Source organism: Chryseobacterium sp. GVT01B (assembly GCF_019970045.1).
Classification (GTDB): Bacteria; Bacteroidota; Bacteroidia; order Flavobacteriales; family Weeksellaceae; genus Chryseobacterium.
This window is the reverse complement of the sequence record NZ_JAHXYI010000007.1, coordinates 157619-176087: the sequence shown is the minus strand read 5'-3', so window position 1 is coordinate 176087 and position 18469 is coordinate 157619. Positions and strand designations below refer to the sequence as shown.

Annotated in this window: 19 protein-coding genes; 2 read left to right on the top strand and 17 right to left on the bottom strand. The window is 36.1% G+C overall.

Going from position 1 to position 18469, the window contains the following annotated elements; all coding sequences use genetic code 11:
• Nucleotides 1-29 precede the first annotated feature (29 nt).
• A complete protein-coding gene (gene mqo / locus LC457_RS18080; protein ID WP_223601118.1) occupies nt 30-1535 on the bottom strand; it encodes a malate dehydrogenase (quinone) in 1506 nt (501 codons plus the stop codon).
• 276 nt (nt 1536-1811) lie between these two features.
• Nucleotides 1812-2852 carry an NAD(P)H-dependent glycerol-3-phosphate dehydrogenase gene (locus LC457_RS18075; RefSeq protein WP_149835180.1) on the bottom strand — a complete coding sequence of 347 codons (1041 nt, stop codon included), beginning with the start codon at nt 2850-2852 and terminating at the stop codon, nt 1812-1814.
• Nucleotides 2853-3077: 225 nt separating this feature from the next.
• Here LC457_RS18075 and LC457_RS18070 point away from each other — a divergent pair, with 225 nt between their 5' ends.
• The gene (locus tag LC457_RS18070) at nt 3078-4109 is read left to right on the top strand and encodes a M23 family metallopeptidase (protein ID WP_223601117.1); all 1032 of its coding nucleotides are present in this window, start codon (nt 3078-3080) and stop codon (nt 4107-4109) included.
• A 65-nt stretch (nt 4110-4174) separates the two neighbouring features.
• On the opposite strand, the gene LC457_RS18065 is transcribed toward LC457_RS18070, so the two are convergent.
• The 6 genes from LC457_RS18065 to LC457_RS18040 form a co-directional block, all read right to left on the bottom strand.
• Nucleotides 4175-4858 (bottom strand): hypothetical protein, encoded by a 684-nt coding sequence (locus tag LC457_RS18065; RefSeq protein ID WP_223601116.1) that lies wholly within the window; start codon nt 4856-4858, stop codon nt 4175-4177.
• A gap of 125 nt (nt 4859-4983) precedes the next feature.
• The gene (locus LC457_RS18060) at nt 4984-6156 is read right to left on the bottom strand and encodes an MBL fold metallo-hydrolase (RefSeq protein WP_223601115.1); all 1173 of its coding nucleotides are present in this window, start codon (nt 6154-6156) and stop codon (nt 4984-4986) included.
• Between the two features lie 16 nt (nt 6157-6172).
• The gene (locus LC457_RS18055; RefSeq protein ID WP_223601114.1) at nt 6173-6826 is read right to left on the bottom strand and encodes an NAD(P)-dependent oxidoreductase; all 654 of its coding nucleotides are present in this window, start codon (nt 6824-6826) and stop codon (nt 6173-6175) included.
• 59 nt (nt 6827-6885) lie between these two features.
• Entirely contained in the window at nt 6886-7296 is a 411-nt protein-coding gene (locus tag LC457_RS18050) for an Rrf2 family transcriptional regulator (protein WP_223601113.1), read from the bottom strand.
• Between the two features lie 65 nt (nt 7297-7361).
• Nucleotides 7362-8312: a hypothetical protein gene (locus LC457_RS18045; protein ID WP_223601112.1), complete on the bottom strand. Its 951-nt coding sequence runs from the start codon at nt 8310-8312 to the stop codon at nt 7362-7364.
• A gap of 144 nt (nt 8313-8456) precedes the next feature.
• On the bottom strand, nt 8457-8891 hold the full coding sequence (locus LC457_RS18040; RefSeq protein WP_051934256.1) for an FKBP-type peptidyl-prolyl cis-trans isomerase: 435 nt from the start codon (nt 8889-8891) through the stop codon (nt 8457-8459).
• Nucleotides 8892-9189: 298 nt separating this feature from the next.
• Here LC457_RS18040 and LC457_RS18035 point away from each other — a divergent pair, with 298 nt between their 5' ends.
• The gene (locus tag LC457_RS18035) at nt 9190-10197 is read left to right on the top strand and encodes a catalase (protein ID WP_223601111.1); all 1008 of its coding nucleotides are present in this window, start codon (nt 9190-9192) and stop codon (nt 10195-10197) included.
• Nucleotides 10198-10317: 120 nt separating this feature from the next.
• Here the strand turns inward: LC457_RS18035 and LC457_RS18030 are convergent, their stop codons facing one another.
• The 9 genes from LC457_RS18030 to LC457_RS17990 all read right to left on the bottom strand — a co-directional run bounded on the left by LC457_RS18030 (nt 10318) and on the right by LC457_RS17990 (nt 18462).
• Complete coding sequence (locus LC457_RS18030) at nt 10318-11709, bottom strand: T9SS type A sorting domain-containing protein (RefSeq protein ID WP_223601110.1); 1392 nt, start codon at nt 11707-11709, stop codon at nt 10318-10320.
• 151 nt (nt 11710-11860) lie between these two features.
• Entirely contained in the window at nt 11861-12271 is a 411-nt protein-coding gene (locus LC457_RS18025; RefSeq protein WP_223601109.1) for a nuclear transport factor 2 family protein, read from the bottom strand.
• 3 nt (nt 12272-12274) lie between these two features.
• A complete protein-coding gene (locus tag LC457_RS18020) occupies nt 12275-12805 on the bottom strand; it encodes a TetR/AcrR family transcriptional regulator (protein ID WP_223601108.1) in 531 nt (176 codons plus the stop codon).
• A gap of 338 nt (nt 12806-13143) precedes the next feature.
• On the bottom strand, nt 13144-14187 hold the full coding sequence (locus LC457_RS18015) for a TerC/Alx family metal homeostasis membrane protein (RefSeq protein ID WP_129042352.1): 1044 nt from the start codon (nt 14185-14187) through the stop codon (nt 13144-13146).
• A gap of 85 nt (nt 14188-14272) precedes the next feature.
• Nucleotides 14273-14881 (bottom strand): TerD family protein, encoded by a 609-nt coding sequence (locus tag LC457_RS18010; protein ID WP_213278133.1) that lies wholly within the window; start codon nt 14879-14881, stop codon nt 14273-14275.
• A gap of 67 nt (nt 14882-14948) precedes the next feature.
• Nucleotides 14949-15896 (bottom strand): hypothetical protein, encoded by a 948-nt coding sequence (locus LC457_RS18005; protein ID WP_223601107.1) that lies wholly within the window; start codon nt 15894-15896, stop codon nt 14949-14951.
• Between the two features lie 16 nt (nt 15897-15912).
• Nucleotides 15913-17088 carry a toxic anion resistance protein gene (locus LC457_RS18000; protein WP_223601106.1) on the bottom strand — a complete coding sequence of 392 codons (1176 nt, stop codon included), beginning with the start codon at nt 17086-17088 and terminating at the stop codon, nt 15913-15915.
• Between the two features lie 2 nt (nt 17089-17090).
• Nucleotides 17091-17648 carry a TerD family protein gene (locus tag LC457_RS17995; protein WP_047377805.1) on the bottom strand — a complete coding sequence of 186 codons (558 nt, stop codon included), beginning with the start codon at nt 17646-17648 and terminating at the stop codon, nt 17091-17093.
• On the bottom strand, nt 17638-18462 hold the full coding sequence (locus LC457_RS17990; protein ID WP_223601105.1) for a phosphoribosyltransferase family protein: 825 nt from the start codon (nt 18460-18462) through the stop codon (nt 17638-17640). The genes LC457_RS17995 and LC457_RS17990 overlap by 11 nt, the downstream gene beginning before the upstream one ends.
• Nucleotides 18463-18469: the final 7 nt, after the last annotated feature.

Genomic DNA, 18469 nt, shown 5'->3' with positions numbered 1-18469 from the left:
ATGCTGCTACTCATTGCTCATTATTGGTATTAATATTCTAATTCTAATTTTTCTTTTGTATAATTTCTCACTTCATTGGTCAGTTCAGGGTTTTCAGCCAGCTTTTGTCCGTAAGAAGGAACCATTTCAAGCAGTTTTCCTTTCCATTCTCCATGAAGCTTTTCCGGGAAGCATTTTTCCAGCACATTCAACATGGCATATACTGCTGTAGATGCACCTGGCGAAGCTCCCAGCAGAGAAGCAATTGTTCCGCTCTTATTCACCACCACTTCAGTTCCGAATTCCAGCTTACCTCCTTCTTTTTCATCTTTTTTGATGACCTGAACCCTCTGGCCTGCTACTTTCAATTCCCAGTCGTCTTCTTTAGCATCTTTGACAAATTCTCTCAAATGCTGCATTCTCTGAGATTTTGTCATGGCAACCTGCTGAATAAGATATTTCGTGAGAGGAATATTATGCCACCATGCTCCGAAAAGCGATTTCAGGTTTTTGGTGTTTACACTTTCAGGAAGATCAAGATAGCTTCCTTCTCTCAGGAATTTGGTGGAAAAACCTGCAAAAGGCCCGAAAAGAAGAGCTTTCTTACCATCAATAATTCTAAGGTCAAGGTGTGGAACAGACATTGGAGGTGCGTCTACCGTAGCCTGTGTATATACTTTAGCCTGGTGTTTTTCTACCAATTCCTGGTTATGGCTTACCAGCCACTGTCCGGAAACCGGGAAACCTCCGTAACCTTCACTTTCTTTAATATCTGAACTGTCCAATAACGGAAGCGCATATCCTCCTGCTCCAATGAAAACAAAGTCTGCCACCACTTCCTGCTTGTGACTATGGATTCTGTCTTTTACCTTCATTCCCCATTTCCCGTCTTCTCTTGGATCTATGTCTTTCACTTCATGATATAGGAAAACCTCAACATTGGAATCTTCCAGAAGATGTCTTCCCATTTTTCTTGTCAGTGTTCCGAAATTCACATCCGTCCCCATATCCATCTTCGTCGCCGCCATTACTTCGGATTGATTTCTTTTGCTCATTACCAAAGGAATCCATTCTCTCAGTTTCTCATGATCTGTAGAAAATTCCATTCCTGAGAAAAGAACAGATTCTGCCATTTTATCGTGGCGTTTTTTAAGATATTCAGCATCTTTTTCTCCGAATACCAGACTCATATGCGGGCATGAATTGATAAATTCTTTTGGCTCATGAATATAGCCTTTGGTGAGCAGATATGCCCAGAATTGTTTTGAAATTTCAAACTGTTCTGCAATACTTTCTGCTTTGGTGATATCAATAGACCCGTCTGGTTTTTCCGGGGTATAATTTAGCTCACAAAATGCGGAGTGCCCTGTTCCGGCGTTGTTCCATGCTGCTGTACTTTCTTTGGCAAATCTTCCGAGTCTTTCAAAGATTGCGATTTCAAGATTTGGATCAAATTCATGAAGCAGCGTTGCTAAAGTGGCGCTCATGATTCCGCCGCCTATCAGTACAACGTCATATTTAGGTTTCGGTGTTCTGCTTGTAAGCGATTGTGACATAATTTTAAATTTTACTTCAAATTTCGGGAAAAGTTTTAAAAACAGGAACGCGTTTAACGATTTTAACACGTTATTTTTTGCTGCAAAAACACTTCTTGAGTACACAACAAAAAACCATGGAAAATTTCAATAAAACATCATTGAAATGATTGATAATATGAGAGCATTATTACCTCCCGGATTATCAGAATGAGCATAAAAAAACTTAAGCATTGGAATGCTTAAGTTTCAGTTAATTTTATTTTACAAACAAGATTTCAGTGATAAAGTCTTGTTTTAGTTCAATTTTGCCGTCAGTTTTTTAAACTGTTTTTCAGCGTTTTTACCTTCATAAAGAATGGCATATACGGTATCTATAATCGGAAGTTTAAGATTCTTCTGCTTCGCTGTTTTATAAATAGAATCGGCAGCATAATATCCTTCAGCCACCATATTCATAGACTGAATGGCAGATCTCACGGTATATCCTTTTCCGATAAGATTTCCAAGGTTTCTGTTTCTTGAGAAAAGTGAGTAAGCAGTCACCAGAAGATCCCCCAGATAGGCGCTTTCATTCACATCTCTCGGTGCTTCATAGATGGCTTCCAGGAAAGCTTCCATTTCACGGATTGCATTGGAAACAAAAACAGCGGTAAAGTTATCGCCATATCCCAATCCACTTGCTATTCCCGCTCCTATCGCAAAAATATTTTTAAGAATGGCACTGTACTCATTTCCTAAAATATCTTTACTTGTATGTACTTTAATAAAGTCTGAACTGAAGATTCCTTCAAGTTTTTCAGCCGTTTCATCTTCTACTGCCGCAATGGTAAGGTAAGAAAGTCTTTCCATTGCTACTTCTTCTGCATGACAAGGTCCTGCAATAACAGCCTGATTTCTGAACCCGATTTTAAATTCATCACGCAGATAATGGGCTACCACATCATTTACTTTAGGAATAATCCCTTTAATTGCAGAGATAAAGATCTTATCTGAATAATCACAGGTCATCTTGTCCAGTGTATCAGACAGGTAGATAGATGGAGTTGCCAGAACAATAACATCACAGGCAGAAACCAGTTCATTGATATCCGTTGTTAATTTTAAGCTTTTCAGATTGAAGTGAGCAGCTGTAAGATAAGTGGGGTTGTGTCCGCGAAGCTCAATGGCTCCTTTTACAAATTCACTTCTTACGCACCAGTGTACAACTTTACAGTTTTCAACAAGCATTTTTACGATAGCGGTTGCAAAACTTCCGCTCCCTACAACTCCTACAGAAATATCCTTTTTATTCTTTTTTGGATTCGAAGATTCTGAAATAATTTTCTTTTTAGCCATAATTGGAATGTGAACTGCAAAGATATTAAAACAAAGACGTAACAAAGGCTTTGAAACTATGATAAACGCCATTTTCTGAAAAAATTAACACTTCAACACAATTAAACAGCTAATTAACCGTTAAATACAGAAAAAACTGAATTTTAATTAAAAATAACCGGCAAAGCTTATTTTTAATTAAATTTGCAGCTTCAAAACCGTTTTAAATTTACTAAGAGAAGAAATATGAAAAAATTTCTAAGCAGCAAGAAGAACGTAAACATTCTCCTGGGAGGACTTTTGCTAGTAGTTTTTGCACAAGGTGTCTTCATTGCGAAGCTCTTTTCTGAAAGAGACGACAAAACCTACGAAGTCAATCTTGTAAAAATAAACACTGAAAAAGACAGTGTAGATTATCTAAAAATGAAAACTGATCTTACCCTCGTAGATCAGACAGTGGGTCAACTTAACTCCTTCCTGAAGTCCAAAGACATTACCAACGAAAAACTGATGATGCTCAACCAGGACAGTATTTCAAATTCTATTTATCTTTCCAAACAAGCAAACCGATACAGCCAGTATCTGATGGATCTTCAGAAAAAACTGATGCAGGTTCCTTTAGGTATGCCTACAGACGGATATATTTCCTCTAATTTTGGCGTGAGAAAAAACCCGATTCCATTCAAAACTGTTTTCGCTTCGGTAAAAACAAGTGCAGCAACGGAAGCAAAACCGGCAGTGGCTGCAGCTCCAAAGCCTGAAGTAAAAGCTGAACCTGTTGAAAAAATTATTGAACTTACAGACAGCTATGGAAATAAAAGGGAAGTGAAAGTAATGGTTACTCCAAAGGCAGCTCCTGTGGCTGCTGCATCCGCACCTTCTACAACAAAAGCTGTGGCTGGAACTACAACTACGACTAAAACTGCTGCTGCTGAAAAAAACAATCCACCTGCTGAAGCTGATCAGATGCAATTCCACAAAGGACTGGACATTGCTGTTGCCTATGGTTCTGATGTAAGAGCTGCGGCTGCCGGAACAATTATTTTTTCCGGGCAGAAAGGAGGTTATGGGAACTGCGTGATTGTTTCTCACGGAAATGGTCTGGCTACACTATACGGACATTTATCTCAACTTGTATCTAAGGTAAATGATAAGGTAAAAGTAGGTCAGGTGATTGCCAAATCCGGAAATTCAGGACGTTCTACAGGTCCTCATCTTCATTACGAAGTACACAAAAACAATACTCCGATTAACCCGAAATTGTTTATGAATCTATAAAAAGAAAGGCTGTTCACATAGAACGGCCTTTTTATTTTAATTCTGGAAATAGGTTGATCTGTTTTTTATGGAAATTCAATATTCAACAGCTTTTTTGTCTTTCTGTCAAATGCCAGATTGATAAAAGGAAACAACTGCTTCCTCTGACCCACTTCCCTTATTAAAATGATAGGTCCCAAATTGGAATCTTCAATGAATTCAAATCCCTGAAACTGTATTTTTGTTATTGCTCCTAATTGAGAATCCATTCCTGAAAGTGTCTCTTTAGCCACTTCCTCTTTAGGTTTAAATTTTGGATCAAACATTTCAAGCATTCCATGGTAATCTTTATTCATCAAAAATGAATTGATCTTATCAATTTCCGGGTATATATTTTTTACTTCCTGCAATTCTTTTTGGGTAAATGATTTTGTAAAACTTGCCCCGTCAGCTAAAAGTAATTTTGTTTTAACAACATCATAGACTCCGGGTTTTTGATTCTGAAAAACCATAAATGCAATATTGGCAGCATTGGATATCGCTCTTTGTGGTTGATTATTGATCAGTTTACTGTCTTTAATCTGTACTTCAAAAAAATCGCTGGATGTTCCGTTCAGTGTTTGTACTCCTTTCATCGTTTCAACATAACCTCCGTAAAACTTCAGAACTTCGTCAACAGATTTTTTATCTTGGGATGTTGTCGCCAGTTTACCACAGCTGAATAAAAATAAGGTCAACAACAGAAAGGGTAGAATTTTAATTGATTTCATGAGTTATTATTTGATTTTTAAAAATAAATTACAGATCCTCTTCTCTTTTTAAAAAACGATTTTCTGCAAATCAAATATAACAAAAAGTACATGCAAAAATTTACATGTACTTTTGATTCTTATCATTATTTCAAAATTTTAAGAGTTCCTTTTGGATGGGTAAATGTACCATCGGGACCTGCAATATTTGAATACACTATATTTTTATTATAATCCTGAATATGGGTTACATTGAAGCCAAGATGCGGCTCATGCCAATAGATCATAAAAATATTCTTCGCTACTTCTACAGCCGTATATTCTACAGTATCTGTACTGTTTTTTGAACTTCCGGCTGTTCCGGTGAAGGTCATTGTTTTATTATCTTTAAAATCAAGAAGGAATTTTACGGTTCCAAAATCAACTTCAACTTTATGACCGATGGCCGGGTATGGAGATTTCAGATCCCAATCCATTTCTTTAAGATAAACCTTAACTCCCATTCCAAGCTCTTCTTTTCCTGGAAGATCGGGGTATTTTTTAACCATAAAATCTCCAATAGCATCCGAAGTTTTATTTTCTGTCACTGCCTGTTTATAGTTTTCCAGATAGCTTTTCACAAAATCAAGAGATTGTGGTGATGTAGAAAGTTCTGCAAAATGGGAAGGAATTACCTGCTCCGGTTTCAAAGCTTTCATGGCATCAATCTGCCCTATCCATTGGTCAATTGCTTTTGCATTCTGAGTGTCTGCCATCCAAAGGTGTGAACCTACTGACACTGAAATCCCACCAGCAATGGTTTTAATGGAAGGAATCCAAAGAAAACTGTGTGCCGGATCTTCAGGATTTTGTCTGATTTCAATTTTGTTTCCTTCAAGATCAGGAATGGAAACAGCAGCTTCAGGAACGATAATTTCCAATGGAGCATCTGCTTTCAACTGTGGTTTCCATACTGCAAGTTTATCATCTTTTGAAGCTGATATCAGATAAGCTGTCTGCGCTGTTGAAATAATTTTTGCATTAGGAAAAGCTTTTCTGATCACATCCAGCCCAAAATAAAAATCAGGGTCACTGTGAGAAATAAAAACTGTTTTCAGGTTTTTTCCTGTCGCTTTTATTTCTTTCACAAGCTGCTCTGCGTATTGTTTCTGAAATTGGGCATCAACAAGTATGGCATCTTTATCTCCATAAATAATGGTGGAAGTAATCGGGAAAATAGCTTTGGTTCCCGGATTATATACTTTCACTTTGAGGTTTCCCGCAAATATGCTGATAAATCCAAACAACGTCAATAATGACAATAATTTCTTTTGTATCATTTCCGTTTTTTTATAATTAATAAGCCGCTGTAAAACGTTCTCTGATATGGTTGTTCTGTTCCAGTTCATCTACCAAAACTACAGCTACATCTTCTACAGACAGACGGCTTCTTCCGTTTTCATCAAATACCGGAGTTTCTAATGAAGTTCTGTATTTCCCTGTTCTCTCTCCTACATTCGCCTGGTTCATTTCCACTGCAGGGCTGAAGAATGTCCAATCCAATGTTTTGTTTTCTCTGATTTTGTTCAGATAATCTCTTGCTGCTGTAGCGCCTGGTTTGTAAGCATCCGGGAAATCAGGTGTGTCTACGATTTGTACATTATCCGGAGTGTAAAGGCTTCCTGCTCCACCTACTACGATCAGTCTTTTTACACCGGACTGCTCTACTGCTTTTTGAATATTTTCAGAACCATTCAAAAAATCATTGTATAGATTAGGATTCGTCCATCCTGCGTTGAAAGTACTGATAACGGCATCGCTTCCTTTTAATGCTTCAGCTAATTCATCTACATTGTTTACATCAACGCTTTTTGCCGTTACATTCTCCTGTGATTTTACTTTAGATGCATCTCTTACCAATGCTTCTACAGCATAACCTCTGTTTGTTAATTCTGCTACTACATTTGATCCTACAAATCCTGTTGCACCAATTACTGCTACTTTTTTCATAATGTTTTATTTTTAATTAAATTGTAATAAATTTTGTTACATTTAAAGATAAAAAATTTTTATTCGAACTGGTCAGCGAATACCTGTAATGACTTGTCTCCTAAAAACTTTACTACTAAATGGTCTGTTTCTTCAAATAATGTATTTAAATGAGTATTAATCTCCTTACCAACACTACAGGCTGGATTAGGGTTCTGATTTTTTTTCCCTAATACTTCTGTATTTTTCACTGCTTTATAGATCTCAGAAATAGTGATCAATTCCGCATTTTTGCCAAGCTGACTTCCTCCTTCTTTTCCCTGTCTGCTGATAATCAAGCCTGCTTCTCTTAATACGCTGATTTCCTTTCGGATAATCACCGGATTCACATTGATACTACCGGCTATCCACTCGGAAGTAAGCCACTCCTGAGGGCTCTTCGCCAATAAGGTCATAATATGTATTGCCGTAGCAAATCTTGTATTGTTCATTGTAATTACACTGCAAATATACACATTTTTTAACTGTAATAAAATTTATTACAATTAATTTTTTCTTAAAGGATTAATTTATCCAGATCAAGCAGCAGATAATTGATGTTCTGATTGATGGTACGGGTTGCTGACTGCATCTGATTGAGCATGGCAGCACGGTTATTCAGATCATCTGCTCTGTAAAACCCACCATCACTGAAAATCACAGACTTATCTGCAGCTTCTTTTACATCATCAAACTGATAATGAAGCCACCTCTGTTTCATATTTCCTATAATAGAATATTCTTCTTTGTTGGAAAACTTTTTCTCGGTATACATATACCAAATGAAAGGTGGGAAGTTGGGAGACTCCAGTTTTTCTTTCCAGATATCTCTCAAAAGATTCCTCTGATGAATAAATTCTACCTTTTTTCCTTTCGGGTTAAGGGTTGCCAAACCAAAACCTGCTCCTAAAATACCTCCTCCGATACCTATTGCATTATCCCAACCATCACTTTTCACAATTCCTCCGGCAATGGATGAGGCTGCACCGGCAATGATTGAATATAAAATCAGTTTATTATTTCTTGAGGCATTTAGATTATCCACATAACTTCCGATCTGAGCTACTCTCTCTCCTTCACAGTCAAATTCTGCGGCCACCGCATCCAGTTCTGTTAAAGCAATCGTAATCCTGCTGTTGATTTTGGTTTTAAGCTGCAATATTTTCACTTGTGAAGTGAGGGAAGAATCTTTTTTCAGTTCGATGATTTTGTGAACATCATCAAGATTACCCAATGCATTTAAAATTAAAACACTCTGATCGGTAAACATTCCGCTGAGTTCTTTATTGGCTGCTAAAATAGAATCCGAATTATAAGACGGAAGTTTATTATTGTAATTATACTTAAAGGGAGCTTTACAGTAGCTGTCCTTAAGGGTAAGAATATTCTGCTGGATTGCCTGATTTTTTTTGGAAACACAGGACACCAGTAAGCTTACCACAGCGAGAAGGTAGAAGAGTTTTTTCATTCAGTCATATTTTTGTGTTACCGGACGTATTATAAAACAAATCTTTTCCTGTCACCTTTGTTTTGCAATTATCAATACGAATATAGTACAAATAAAAAAAATTACCTGAAATCAGGTAATTTTTTAATCTATTTTTAAGAAGGATTATTTAATATCCAGCAATTCAACTTCAAAAACAAGCGTACTGTTTGGTCCGATTTCTTTGCTGATCTCCTGATCTCCATACGCTAAATGCGGTGGAATAATCAGTCTCCATTTGCTTCCAACAGGCATTAATTGAAGAGCTTCCGTCCATCCAGAAATTACTCTGTTTAAAGGGAAAGATGCAGGTGTACCTCTTTTTACAGAGCTGTCGAATACTTTACCGGAAATAGTAGTTCCGTGATAGTGGCATTTTACAGTAGACTTAGGCCCTGGTTTTGCCCCATCACCTTCTGTAATGATTTCATACTGTAAGCCGCTTGGTAACTGCACAACGCTTTCTCTCTTACCATACTCTTCCATATATTCTTTACCATCTTTCAGGTTCTTTTCTGCCAATTCTTTTTTACGTTTAAATAACATATCTGCTACTCCCATATTATAATTTTTTTACAAAGATAAGGCTTTTTTAGAGTTGGAAGATGGAAGCACGATGAGGGAAGGTTAAAAATCCAAAGCATTTCCTATCATAACAACATGCTTCTGATTCATTTTTATTAAAAAAACTAAACATTAAAAATCAACAGGTTAACCAATCTATTTTTCAATATTCACTAATCATATTGTCTTACATTTCCTTATTTCTAAACATCTTTTCCACAAAATTCAAATAATTGTAATACTTACTTAACACAGATTTCGAAACTTGGCGTTATAATTGGATTTTAAAAACTAAATGCCAAATCCATTAAAATATAATAAGAAGTTTGATGAACTGAATGAGGAGGAAAAAAAACTTCTGGAACTCAATAAAAAAACAATAGCGGATTTTGTTGAACAATCCTCTTCTATCAGTGATGTCAATTATGCTACAAGAAATGCTCATGCAAAAACGTATGCTGTAGCAAAGGGAACATTCTGGACTGAACCGGATATTCCGGAATCACTGCAGCCTTTTTTTGATAAGGAAAAATTTGATCTGACTATCCGGTTTTCCAATGCCCAGCTGAAAATTAAAAACTCTAAAAAGGATATTCCTGCTTATGGGTTTGCCGTGCAGATCAAGGATGAGAACGGTGGATTACTTGCCAATTATCCATTGGTAAATTTTCCGTTGTTCCCAATTAATTCTGTATCTACTTTTCTGAAGCTATTTACCGCTATTAATAAGTTTTACATCAAAAAATGGAGCAGCCTGTTTCCAATGCTGCTTCAGATAATTAAAGTAATTCCTTCTGCATTGACGGGTGATATGGCTCGTAATATGATCAAGCTGATAGGTAAAAGAAATGATTTTATCCTGTCATTTGATTATTATTCTATAGGTGCTTACCGACTGGGAGATCAAATCATTAAAATAAAATTATCTCCTAAGAATGTGGATAAACATACAGGGAAAAAGCAGCAGATCAAAGACTCATTAAAAAATTACCTGCAGTCTCATGATTTTTCTGCTGATATATTGATACAGCTATGTTACGATCTTCAGGATCAACCGATCAATAAGTTGAATGTAGAATGGAAAAACTCTCCTTTCATTAAAATCGGTGAGGTAAAAATAAATAAGGATTCATTGCTCGATTCCCGTGATTGTACCAATGAACTGCTGTCATTCAATCCTTTTGAAAGTAAAATCTTTTTTCAGCCTGTAGGAAAAATACAGAAACTGCGTGATGAAGCTTATAAAGTATCTGTACAGACGAGGAGAAAGATTAATAAACTGCTGCATGGGAAAAACGGTTAATATAATGATGAATTATAAATGATGAGTTATGAATTTTTGCACATAACGTAAAAGATATTAATATAGAGGACAAAAAAGGAACAGTGTTTAGACTGTTCCTTTTCTACTATTTATAAATTATTATTTTTCAGTTTTAATTAATTTTCTAATGATTATCATGCCTTTGACATCTTCTACCTTTACCCAGTATAATCCTTCTGGTAAGGATTGTACATTAATACTATTACTGTCTGCATAGGAACCGACTAGCCTTCCTTCTTCGTTATAGATTTCCACTGTTTTAATTCCTGATAGATTTTTAATTATAAATGAAGTCTTTGTAGGATTTGGATACAATATTATTCCTTCATTTTTTCTACTGTTTTCTCCTACTTGCAATGTCATGGTCGTAGGGCATGAAATGGCTGTAGGTATTATTCTTTCAGCATTAGTACCATTTCCAAGCTGGCCGCTGGTATTATCTCCCCAAGACCAAAGTGAACCATCTGTTTTTAAAGCAAGTGTATGATTATACCCTCCAACTACACTTTTCCAATTACTGTCTGTACCTATTTGTATAGGAGTCATTTTAGTAAGATATGTACCATCACCTAATTGGGCTGTCATATTATCTCCCCAGGCCCAAAGTGTTCCATTATTTTTAATAGCTAATGAATGATTGACTGCAGCGAAAACACTTGCCCAATCAGAAGCAGTACCTATTTGGGTAGGAACAAGTTTATCTATACTTGTACCGTCACCTAACTTTCCAGAAGAATTATACCCCCAGGCCCAAATTGTACCGTCTGTTTTTAATGCAAGAGTGTGATTAGCTCCAACTGATATGCTTTTCCAGTTAGTATCTGTTCCTATCTGAACGGGAATTTTTTTCCAAATTGTAGTACCATCTCCCAGTTGTCCTGTTGCATTAAAACCCCAGGCCCAAAGTGTTCCATCAGTTTTAAGTGCAATACTGTGAAATACTCCGACTGCAACAGCTTTCCAATTAGTATCCGTTCCTATTTGAATGTAATTATAGTTCTGGTCTGTTATTGTTCCGTCTCCTAATTGCCCAAAAGTATTATTTCCCTTAGCCCAAAGCGTTCCATCTGTTCGTATAGTTAAAATATGCACTCCTGGAGCGACACTCTTTAAATTTGCAGCGTTTCCGATTTCTGTAGGGCTGGTTATATTTTCATTGGTAGTACTCACGAGTATTCCCATAAAATTACTTCCCCATCCCCAGAGTGAATTATCAGATTTTATAGCCATAACATAATCTTCTGCAGGAGTTGATATGATACTTTTCCAGTTAGTATTCCCTATCTGAACCGGGCTTGTTTTATACACATTGGTTCCATCACCCAATTGTCCATACCAATTATTTCCCCAGGTCCAAAGACTTCCGTCATTTTTTAAACCAACAGAATTCGATCTTCCTGTAGAGATTTCTTTCCAACATTGGGAAAAAGCCAGAAAAGGCGTAAGTAAAAAAAGTAAGAATACTTTTTCGATTGATCGATTTTTTCTCATTTGTATTTAAGTTTTATATCCGAATTATTTTTCAGATGAGCATATAATTCAGATGGTTATTAGTTTATAACATCGAATAATTTTCCACAAATATAAAACAAGAAAATGAATTTCCACCTAAAAAAAGACTGTCGTTATAACAGTCTTGTACTTATAATTTCCGGTCTTCTTCCCTGATAGCCAAATCATTGATGCTTGCGTATCTTTTCGCCATCAGCCCGTTTTCATCAAATTCCCAGTTCTCATTTCCATACGCCCGGAACCAGCTGCCATCTTTAGTCTGATATTCATATTCAAAGCGGACAGCAATGCGATTATCTGTGTGTGCCCAATATTCTTTTTTAAGCTTATAATGAAGCTCCTTCTCCCATTTTTTCTGAAGAAATACTACAATCTCTTCTCTGCCATTCACAAATGTATCTCTGTTTCTCCATTCGCTGTCGATAGTATATGCTTTGGAAACCTTTTCGGGATCCTGACTGTTCCATGCATCTTCTGCCATTTGAATTTTTTCCAGTGCCGTTTCAAGGGTGAAAGGCGGAAGCGGATGTTTTTGTTCCATAACTTATTGTATTAAATTGGTGACTATTTTTTTTGATTTTTCAATGAGTTCATTGGATTTGAAAAGCTGGCTTTCTATAATACTGCTTTCAAAAAGCATATAGACATGATCGGAAAGTTCATCATCATTATTTAGCAATTCTAAAAAAAAGTTTCTGAGATCAGCTTTATGAGATTGAATTACACTCAGAATTTTAATATTATCCATTGGTATTTCTGATAAAATATTCAGAAAGCTGCACCCACGGAAATTTTCTTTTTTATTCATATATACCAGAAAATCGAAAGCCTGGATGGTTTTAGATTTCGGGCCTTTTTCCTTTGACAGAAAACTATTGAGTTCACTGAACCAATATTCATGTCTTACCTTCAGAAATTCTACACATAGGTCTTCTTTGGATTTAAAATATTGATAAAAGCTTGCTTTGGCTACTTCTGCCTCGGAAATGATCTGGTTGATTCCTGTAGAATTGTACCCTTGTTTTGCAAACAATTCAAAGGTTTTTTCTACTATTCTTTCTCTTGGAGATTTCATATGCTTTTCTTTTCTGGAACAAATGTATGAAAAAAAACAATATACAGACCAGTCTGTCTATTTTATTTTAAAATAATTTTTGGATAAAATGTCGGAAAACGCAAAGGCGCGAAGTTTTCATGAAAAATAATGTGTTAAGGCGCAAGGATTTTATCTTCGATAAAATTTAATACTGCTAATCATATGACTTCTGCTGTAAATCCTATATTGAGCGAAGCCAAGATATTCTCGCGCCTTAAAAACAGCACAATGCTTATCCTTTTTGCGCCTTTGCGTTTTCCAACAAAAAGCCTCCAGAAATAAATTCCAGAGGCTTTTAAGATATTTTTTAAATAAAATTATTTTTCTTCCAATTCTTCTTTCTTCTCTTCTTCTTTTTCAGGGAAGATGATGGATAACAGAACAGAGATTACCAATACTCCTCCTACGATTCCCAAAGAAACCGGAGACGGAATATGAATCCATGGTGCGATAAGCATTTTAACCCCGATAAAGGACAGGATAATCGCCAATCCGTACGGAAGTTTGCTGAACATATGGATAAAGTTCGCCAATAGGAAATACAGTGATCTTAATCCTAAAATCGCAAAGATATTCGATGTATAAAGGATAAAAGGGTCATTGGAAATCGCGAAGATCGCCGGAATGGAATCTACTGCGAAAAGAACGTCTGTAAATTCAATAACACCAACTACCACTAAAAGAGGAGTTGCCATTTTGATTCCGTTCTGAATGGTGAAGAATTTATCTCCATCGTAGTTATCGGAAACTTTCCAGAAACTTTTGATTAGCCTTGCTCCTGCTGTATTGCTGTAATCTTCGTCATCATCATCGTCACCATCACCCCAGGATTTGATTCCCGCGTACACAAGGAATAATCCGAACAATGTCATTACAACGTTGATTTTCACTGCTTCTCCGAAGATATTCATTTCAGGAAGGTAAGTCAAGTTTATTAATCCTACTCCTGCAAAGATAAATATGGCTCTGAAGATTAACGCCCCGATGATCCCCCAGAAAAGAACTTTGTGATGAAGATACTTCGGAACTTTAAAGAAACCGAAAACGAGGATAAATACAAATAAGTTATCTACAGACAGGGCCTTTTCAATCCAGTAGGCAGCCTGATACTGGGTAAATTTTTCTATTGCCAAAGCATGGCTTTCAGGACTTCCATCGGTATTGAATACCCAATACACCACTCCTGAAAAAACCATTGAAAGCGAGATCCATACTATTGACCAGATGGTAGCTTCTTTGGAAGATACTTCATGACTTTTTTTATTAAATACCCCTAAGTCCAGGAGCAGCATGATAACGACTGTTACTGCAAATCCCCACACCAGACCTGGGTGCAGTTCTAAAATACTTTGATGTTCCACTTTAGTTATGTTATTATATGATAAAAGCAATAGATGCACAGAGTACAAATATTGCTATTTTATTTATCTTTTGATTGACAATTGATTACAGGTAATTCATCTGAACTGTCTGAACCGTCTGTTCCAGTTTTTTGTCTGCAGTAGGATCTCCGATAGCGTTGAATTTCCACTCTCCGTTTCTCTTGTAGAAAACTCCCATTACCATGGCAACATGTCCCCTGAAAGAAGCATCATTTGCAATATCATATTTTGCAAAAACTTCTCTTACGTTGGTAGGTGAACCTTCATAAATACGGATAGAAGCAAAAGGAATGGTTCCGAAATCCTGACCTCTGTAGCTGTTCAGCACCATTGCAACGTGTTCTACGTTAGGCTCCAGTTGGCTGAAATCTACAGTGATTACTTCATTATCCAATCCGTCATCACCATCCACATCACCAGTAAGGTCGTCTCCGCTGTGTCTTACAGATCCGTTTCTGGATTTAAGGTTTCCGAAATAGATTACTTCTGTAACATTTTTGTTTGAATCATATAAAATACAGCTTCCGTCTAAGTCTACTGCTTCTTTTTTAGTTCCAAAAAATCCTTTCTTTTCAATTGCTCCCCAGTTGATTCCTACACAAGCTTGAGAAAGCTCAGCTCCATTTTCTTTTTTAAGGTTGATTCTCTGACCTTTTTGTAAGTTGATAGCCATCTTTTTATGTTTAGTTGTTATTTACTTTTTGCAAAAAAGCATACTTCTTTGCTTTTCAAATTTTGTTTTAGTTATTATTCAAATTCAGATTAAGCATCGCGCGCAGGATATTCGTTTCTTCGTCAAAATCAAATATCTTGCTCATAATGTCCATATTTTCAAGGTTTTTAATATAATCTTTCAAAACACCTTCCACTTCAGCCGGTAAAGCACGTTTTCTTTCGTTCATACTATTTTCCAGCTGTTCATTTTTATTTCTCAGCTGATCGATAATGGAACTCTGGTTAGACTGATTTTCAGAAATATCCAGCTTATCCAATTCTTTGTCAAAAAGATACAATTTCTTTTCGTCTACACTGAAAATAAAATAATCATCAGACTGAAAGATTTTGAAAAGTTCATAATCGTGGGTTCCGATAAGGTAACCACAGACAAAACGGACTTTAAACCCTTGTATATTAAGCCTTCCTAGTAATTTTCTTTCAATGGAATAATCTTTATACTGATAAGCAGGAAAAGAATCGGATTTCAACAATAATTCATCTGCTTCCGTTCTGTAAAATTCCTGAGCATATTTTTTATGAAAATACAGTACATTATCCCAATTGGCTGTAAAACTATCTTCTGTAAGGTCTTTATATAATGTTTTCAGATGTTGGGAAAATACACCGCTGTACATTTTCCTGTCGGTTTGAAAACTGTCTACCCGTCTTTCTTCAAAACCTGAAATATATTTACTGTTGATGTTAATTTCATTGATAACAGCCAGCATATCATTTTCCTTCTGTTTTTTAATTTTAGTAAGAAGTTCTATGAGACTGTCGGTATACTGCAGATGGAAAAGTTCCAGTTTATTGTAATCCAAAGCCGTATTTTCCTGGAACAGATTGTGGATAATATCTGTTTTGATGTAAATAGATATTATGTCAATATGTTCAAAAAAATTCGCAAGAAGCTTAAGCTTGGTTAATCTCCTTTTGCTTTGCGACAATATGGTTGCTGCATCATCCCCCACCTTAGTATTCTATAAATTAACCTCTGACATTCGCTTTAAGTTCATGCTCCAATGTCTGAAGATCCTGATCCAGTTTTCTTCTGTTATCTGCTCCCTGTTTCTGGATTTGTTTCACTTCATTCAATGTATTGATCAACATTGATGTTGTTTCTTTCAATGTTTCCACAGAAACAATAGTCTGCTCGTTCGCTCTGGCAACATTTATTGAGTTCTGGCCAAGACGCTCTGCATTCTTTCTTAAAATTTCTTCTGTAGTAGAAGATACTTTCTGCTGGATTTCAATATTCTGCTGCTGTCTGTACATTGCTACAGCCAGTGAAAGCTGGTTTTTCCAGACAGGAAGCGTAGTGGTAAGAATCGTCTGTGCTTTTTCAGCAATAGAAACGTTGTTGTTCTGTACCAGTCTGATCTGTGGAAGTGATTGCATCATAATCACACGCACCACTTTAAGATCCGCCATTCTTCTGTCTAATCTTGCAATGAAATCTCTCTTATCCGCAATCTGATAATCCTGAAAATTCTGAGGAGCAGTTTCCATTTGAGCAAGTTCTACTGCAGCTCTTTCCATTCTTATATTTCCTGCAATTACAAGTTCTTCAATCTGCTTGATAGAATTCACATTGCTTTCAAAAATAGTCTGAAGTACCGCATTATCCTTTGTAGAAGTAATAATACCTGCATTTACTTTATAAGAGATCTGCTCAATATTATTGATGATCTTGTCATATTTTGCAAATAAATTTTCCACCTGCGTCATTACCTTCTTCATAAATGGTAATTTACTCAGGAAGCTTTTTACTTTATTTCCGTTAAGCTCTTCTACATCCACATAGTTAAGCTCTACCAAAAGGTCATTGATAAGTCCCCCTACTTCTCCGGAATTTGATCTTCTTACATTTCCTAAAAAGCTGTCACTCTGATTGGTTAGAGTTTTCTGAAGCTCTGCTCCAAAATTCACAATAGACCCCGGATTGGCCTCATCAATAGAGTTCGCAAGAACTTCATATTTCTGACGTTCTTCTGACTGCAGCTGAGTCAGATTTACATTTCCCTCTCTGTCCACAAGAACTGCCGGTGCTGCATTTTGAACAGGCTGAGCCGGAGTTGGAGGAACCATTGGAGTAGGTTCAAAGGTTTTAAGAGGTTCTATTGATCCTAGCGGATCTATGGGTTGATTTTCCTGATTGTCCATGATTACTTCTGATAAATTGATACAAATTTCTCAAGGCCGTCTCTCTGTCCTGCCCCTACAGCCTCAAATTTCCATTCTCCGTTTCTGTTGTAAATTCTTCCGAATTCTACAGCGGTTTCGATTGAGAAATCTTCATCTAATTCATATTTTAAGATTTCTTCATTGGTATCTGTATTGAAAATTCTGATGAAAGAATTTCTTACCTGTCCAAAGTTTTGCTTTCTTGAATCTGCTTCGTGAATCGTTACTACTACTGTAATTTCTTTGATCGCATCATCAATTTTTGTCAGATCAATTTTGATCTGCTCGTCATCACCAGCTCCTTCCCCTGTAAGGTTATCTCCTGTGTGGATCACCGATTTGTCCGGAGATTCAAGGTTGTTATAGAAAATAAAGTGATTATCTGAAACTAATTTTTTATCGTCTCCAAGCAAAAACAAAGAGGCATCAAGGTCAAACCCTGTACCTGTAGAAGTATTATTGATATCCCATCCTAAACCTACAGTAAATTTAGGTGCGTTAATGTTTTCTCTTTGTCCTTTTTGTAAGTTAATAGCCATAATATAATTCCGTTTGTGTTAAAGTATTGATGTTATTTTCGTATTCTTTTATTAAATGATAATTGTTGCTGATGGCCAGCTCCAAAAGCAGATCCATCTGTTCTCTTTTTACTTTAGACGTAAGATAATCAAAATTACTTGATTCCAGGCCTAAAATATATTTTACAATCCTTGTGTTGAACTCAAAACTCTCTTTATTCATAACCTCTGCAACATGTTTTACATTTTTTACTGCATAATAATTGAAAAAGTTTTCAATCTTAGGATTAAGGTCAAAATTCATCAGTTCAGCATAATACAGGAACATAAAGTCTGCCTCTACGCTGTATTCATCCAGAATTCTGTTGACTGTATATTCATGACTTCCCGTGATTTTTATATCGTCTATAAAAATACAAAGTTTTCCTCTCAAAAAATCTTTATCGATATAATAAGTATCATTTGCGATCAGATTTTTACGGTCTTCAAAATTGAGGTTCCCGTAATCTGTGATATAGGTGTGATTACGGTTGATTTTTGATAAAACACTTGACTTTTTCCCTTTTTGAAACAGATAAAAATCCAGATGTTTTTTAAAGAAAAAACATAAGAAATTAGAAGCCGTAGGAATCGCCATATAAGGGCTTGGAAGTACAATAATTTCTTTATCAGTATCTAAAAGTGCTTCGTTTCCGGAAATAAATCCGTCAAATAATTCTTTTGCAAATTTTTCAGCATACGACTTATCGCCATATTTGAAATAGCTGTATTCTGCAGGTGAGAATGTAAACTCATCTGCGGAATGAATGTGGTGTAAGCTGTATCTTGTATTCATGTTTATT

What these genes read in the sequence shown, in the direction of transcription:
- LC457_RS18055 (WP_223601114.1), bottom strand. Translation starts at nt 6,826, where the DNA reads ATGAAAAAAGTAGCAGTAATTGGTGCAACAGGATTTGTAGGATCAAAT.
- LC457_RS18000 (WP_223601106.1), bottom strand. Translation starts at nt 17,088, where the DNA reads ATGGACAATCAGGAAAATCAACCCATAGATCCGCTAGGATCAATAGAA.
- LC457_RS18075 (WP_149835180.1), bottom strand. Translation starts at nt 2,852, where the DNA reads ATGGCTAAAAAGAAAATTATTTCAGAATCTTCGAATCCAAAAAAGAAT.
- LC457_RS18020 (WP_223601108.1), bottom strand. Translation starts at nt 12,805, where the DNA reads ATGAAATCTCCAAGAGAAAGAATAGTAGAAAAAACCTTTGAATTGTTT.
- LC457_RS18050 (WP_223601113.1), bottom strand. Translation starts at nt 7,296, where the DNA reads ATGAACAATACAAGATTTGCTACGGCAATACATATTATGACCTTATTG.
- LC457_RS18040 (WP_051934256.1), bottom strand. Translation starts at nt 8,891, where the DNA reads ATGGGAGTAGCAGATATGTTATTTAAACGTAAAAAAGAATTGGCAGAA.
- LC457_RS18025 (WP_223601109.1), bottom strand. Translation starts at nt 12,271, where the DNA reads ATGGAACAAAAACATCCGCTTCCGCCTTTCACCCTTGAAACGGCACTG.
- LC457_RS18045 (WP_223601112.1), bottom strand. Translation starts at nt 8,312, where the DNA reads ATGAAAAAACTCTTCTACCTTCTCGCTGTGGTAAGCTTACTGGTGTCC.
- LC457_RS17995 (WP_047377805.1), bottom strand. Translation starts at nt 17,648, where the DNA reads ATGGCTATTAACTTACAAAAAGGACAAAGAGAAAACATTAACGCACCT.
- mqo (WP_223601118.1), bottom strand. Translation starts at nt 1,535, where the DNA reads ATGTCACAATCGCTTACAAGCAGAACACCGAAACCTAAATATGACGTT.
- LC457_RS18010 (WP_213278133.1), bottom strand. Translation starts at nt 14,881, where the DNA reads ATGGCTATCAACTTACAAAAAGGTCAGAGAATCAACCTTAAAAAAGAA.
- LC457_RS18065 (WP_223601116.1), bottom strand. Translation starts at nt 4,858, where the DNA reads ATGAAATCAATTAAAATTCTACCCTTTCTGTTGTTGACCTTATTTTTA.
- LC457_RS18030 (WP_223601110.1), bottom strand. Translation starts at nt 11,709, where the DNA reads ATGAGAAAAAATCGATCAATCGAAAAAGTATTCTTACTTTTTTTACTT.
- LC457_RS18060 (WP_223601115.1), bottom strand. Translation starts at nt 6,156, where the DNA reads ATGATACAAAAGAAATTATTGTCATTATTGACGTTGTTTGGATTTATC.
- LC457_RS18035 (WP_223601111.1), top strand. Translation starts at nt 9,190, where the DNA reads ATGCCAAATCCATTAAAATATAATAAGAAGTTTGATGAACTGAATGAG.
- LC457_RS18070 (WP_223601117.1), top strand. Translation starts at nt 3,078, where the DNA reads ATGAAAAAATTTCTAAGCAGCAAGAAGAACGTAAACATTCTCCTGGGA.
- LC457_RS17990 (WP_223601105.1), bottom strand. Translation starts at nt 18,462, where the DNA reads ATGAATACAAGATACAGCTTACACCACATTCATTCCGCAGATGAGTTT.